This is a genomic window from Peptoanaerobacter stomatis, assembly GCF_000238115.1.
In the GTDB taxonomy this organism is placed as follows: domain Bacteria; phylum Bacillota; class Clostridia; order Peptostreptococcales; family Filifactoraceae; genus Peptoanaerobacter; species Peptoanaerobacter stomatis.
Genome location: NZ_JH414550.1, coordinates 177,131 through 180,144, shown reverse-complemented (window position 1 = coordinate 180,144; position 3,014 = coordinate 177,131). Strand labels below are relative to the sequence as shown.

Annotated in this window: 2 protein-coding genes and 1 pseudogene; 1 reads left to right on the top strand and 2 read right to left on the bottom strand. The window is 29.6% G+C overall.

Annotated features, from left to right (window positions below):
• Positions 1 to 37 precede the first annotated feature (37 nt).
• Together HMPREF9629_RS05025 and HMPREF9629_RS05020 are read right to left on the bottom strand one after the other, a co-directional pair.
• Positions 38 to 616 carry a TetR/AcrR family transcriptional regulator gene (locus HMPREF9629_RS05025; protein WP_009525280.1) on the bottom strand — a complete coding sequence of 193 codons (579 nt, stop codon included), beginning with the start codon at positions 614 to 616 and terminating at the stop codon, positions 38 to 40.
• A gap of 23 nt (positions 617 to 639) precedes the next feature.
• Entirely contained in the window at positions 640 to 2,139 is a 1,500-nt protein-coding gene (locus HMPREF9629_RS05020) for a leucyl aminopeptidase (protein WP_009525279.1), read from the bottom strand.
• A gap of 473 nt (positions 2,140 to 2,612) precedes the next feature.
• On the opposite strand from HMPREF9629_RS05020, the pseudogene HMPREF9629_RS11305 reads away from it, so the two are divergent.
• A pseudogene (locus HMPREF9629_RS11305) lies at positions 2,613 to 3,014 on the top strand (hypothetical protein); the annotation flags it as partial.

Genomic DNA, 3,014 nt, shown 5'->3' with positions numbered 1-3,014 from the left:
AAAACTTAACTTATTTGTATATTAGTTTTTTTATTATTTATTCACTTACCGCTTTCGGTTTTAATGGACGAAAGAACAGGCTGTAAAGCATTTCAGCTATTTGATTTGTAGTCATGCTTGTGCCTTTGCCTGCTATATATTTGATAAGTCCGACAGAGCCTGATATTATAAATGCCATTTGCATTTCTTTGTATTCTCTGTCCAAATTGTCAAAATGGAGTGAATGGTTACCTATTATGCTTTTTGATATAGAATTGTCAAAACGCTCCAAGAAGTATTTATTTTCTGTACATGAGAACATGACTTTTAGAAAGTATCTGTATTTTAATAAAGCCTCGGCTATTTTTTCAAGTATTATTATTTCGTCTTCCTTTGTATCATTTGATAGTTTAAAGTCAAGGTGTTCATCTATTAAGTCCATATTTTCATCTATTATAGATTTCAACAGTACGTCTTTATCTTTATAATGAAGATAGAAAGTATTTCTGTTTATCATAGCTTCATCTGCTATGTCCTGAATAGTTATTTTTCCGTAGTTCTCAGTTTCTAATAACGATAAAAATGCTCTTTTTATTGAACTTTGAGTACGTTCTATTCTCATGTCCTTTTTTCTCATATCTACTCCTTAATAATAAAAATTTAAATATTATTATCTTTTATTTTATTTTCAAAATATTTGTAAAGCATCAAAACATTTGCACCTGTACCGCCTTTTGGACGTATAGGTGTTTCTTTTTCTCCCCATGCAGAGCCTGCAATATCTAAATGTATTATAGGTGTTTCTTTTGCAAATTTTGTGACGAATAAGCCTGCTGTTATACTTCCTGCATATCTGCCTCCTGTATTATTTATATCGGCAAAATCTGAGTCCAAAAGTTTTCTATAATCTTCATAGTATGGAAGTTGCCATACTTCATCAAGAGTTTCTTTTGACGCTTTTTTCAAATCATCATATAGGTAATCATATTTTGTTATTGCACCTGTTATTTCTTCTCCAAGTGCTATAAGTACCGCACCTGTAAGAGTAGACAACTCTATTATTTGAGAAACTTTTTCTTCTTGTATACTATATGTTATTGCATCAGCAAGTGTCAAGCGTCCCTCTGCGTCTGTGTTTCCTACCTCTATATGTGTTTTATTCATAGAGCATATTATATCGCCGGGCTTATATGCGTTGCCGGCAATCATATTTTCGCAGCTTGCTATTACTGCTGTTATGTTGACTTTCAATTTTTTTCGTGCGATTAAATTAAGTGCACCTATTACTGTTGCAGAACCCCCCATATCGCTTTTCATATCAAGCATTGAGCTTGTAGGTTTTATTGAATATCCGCCACTGTCATAGCATAAGCCTTTACCGACAAGACCGTATATTTTTTCGTCAGATGGATTGCCCTTATATCTTAAAACTATAAGTCTTGGAGGATTTGCAGAGCCTTTTGCTACTGATAAAAACGCACCCATTTTCATTTTTTCTATATATTTTTCATCGAAGATTTCTGCCTCATATCCATATTTTTCTGCTGATTCTCTTGCTTTTTGTGAGAGAATTTCAGGTGTCATGTGATTTGCAGGTTCATTTATCAAATCTCTCGTATAATTTACGCATTCTGCTTCGATTTTTGCATCTTCTATTAAAGTATCGGCATTATTTAAACAATTTTCTTTCAGTACAATTTTTATAATCGGCTCATTTTTTGTATCATCTGATTTTTTGTACTTGTCAAATTTATATTTTGATAAAATGATTGAGCGAATTACAGATTTTGCAAATAATTCATAAGATGTACGCTCTAAAGGTCTAAGAGAGATATATATAGCACCTTGGTACAACTTGGATGCGTATTTTGTCGCAGATACAAGCCCTTTTACAGCGTCTTTAAGATTTGCATCAGATTTTTTTCCCATGCCTAAGAGCAATACATTTATAATTTTGCCATCTAAAACTGTATTGTAATAATATAATTCGCCTTTTGACGCTTTAAACTTTTCTTCCTTTATAGAGTTATTGGCTATATCCAACACCTGAGGAGGGATGTCCAATTTGTTAAAGCTTATATCTTCATTTTCAAAGCAAGGTAATATTATAAGGTTTTCTTTAAGCTCAAGCTCACTATTTTTTATTAATTCTATTTTCAAATTACACCTCTTTCTTACATAACTGGCAGTTATGTCATTATAATAAATTTAAGCATTTAGCATAGTTACTTTTATACCGAAATTATACAAAAATAATCTTATTTTTAATTAAGTTTTGGATAAACTGTATTATACTAAATAAAAATAAAGAGTGTTGTAATATTTGTTACATTATTCATATAACAAACCTATTAAATAATATAATATGTGCAATGTTTAAAATATAATGCATTTTTAAGAAAATAGCAAGATATTAATCTGTAAAATTTATGTGAACTGCATTTATCTATCTTGTTTAAAATTTATTTTATATAATATGGGTTAAAAAGAGATTTTTTATATATTTTATTGTTAAATGGTTATTGAAATAGGTTTTAACATGAGCTTATAAAAGTAAATTAAATGTAACTGGAAAATATAGAAATATATTGATATAATGAAATAAATAAAAATATAAATTTAGGAAAAATAAAATGGAAAAAAAGAATAAAATAAACAAAAAAGACATAATAAACAGAAAGACAAAAGATACAGTATTCACAGATTTATTCAGAAACAAAAAATATCTTCTGCAACTGTATCAAGATCTTCACCCCGAAGACTTGGACACAAGACAAGAAGATTTACAAATAATAACACTCGAAAACATATTAGTACACAGTATGTATAACGACTTAGGATTTATAGCAAAAGACAAACTTTTAATATTAGTAGAAGCCCAAAGCACACAATCAGTCAATATAGCACTCAGAATGTTATTATATCTTTCACAAACAGTAAAAGACTATCTGCAAGAAAACAGACTCAACGTACACAGTAAAAAGCAAATAATTCTACCAACACCCGAGTTTATAGTGATATATACAGGAGAAGAC

What these genes read in the sequence shown, in the direction of transcription:
- HMPREF9629_RS05025 (WP_009525280.1), bottom strand. Translation starts at nt 616, where the DNA reads ATGAGAAAAAAGGACATGAGAATAGAACGTACTCAAAGTTCAATAAAA.